Origin of the sequence: Methylobacterium nigriterrae, assembly GCF_037106235.1 — a bacterium.
GTDB classification, from domain to species: Bacteria; Pseudomonadota; Alphaproteobacteria; order Rhizobiales; family Beijerinckiaceae; genus Methylobacterium; species Methylobacterium nigriterrae.
In genome coordinates this window covers 1-369 of sequence record NZ_JBAWTG010000616.1, presented here as the reverse complement: position 1 = coordinate 369, position 369 = coordinate 1, and the positions used below count along the sequence as shown (strand labels likewise).

At 68.0% G+C, this 369-nt stretch carries 1 protein-coding gene; it reads left to right on the top strand.

The genetic code is table 11. The annotated features are described in order from the left end of the window. A partial coding sequence (locus WDW90_RS38480) for a transposase (protein ID WP_336492920.1) occupies positions 1–369 on the top strand: 369 nt, incomplete at both ends.

The window sequence follows — 369 nt, the reverse complement described above, 5'->3', positions numbered from 1 at the left end:
CTCACCCAGAAGCTGACCGTGCTTCACGCCTACTTGGCGGACCTCAAGCTCATCGACGAGCAGCTGCGTGCCTCGCCGGATGGCCAAGTGTCGCTCACCGATCCCGACGCGCGCTCGATGAACGCCAGAGGCTCAGGCATCGTCGGCTATAACGTGCAGCTCGCCGTCGAAGCTGGACACCACTTGGTGGTCGCCCACGATGTGGTCACGACGGGGAGCGACCGGGCACAGCTCAGCACCATGGCGGGCGCCGCGCAGGAGGCGACTGGTGCGAGCCAGGCCGAGGTGGTCGCCGATCGGGGCTACTACAGCGGACCGGAGGTGCGGGCCTGCGAGCAGGCGGGCATCGCAGCCCATGTGGTCAAGCCG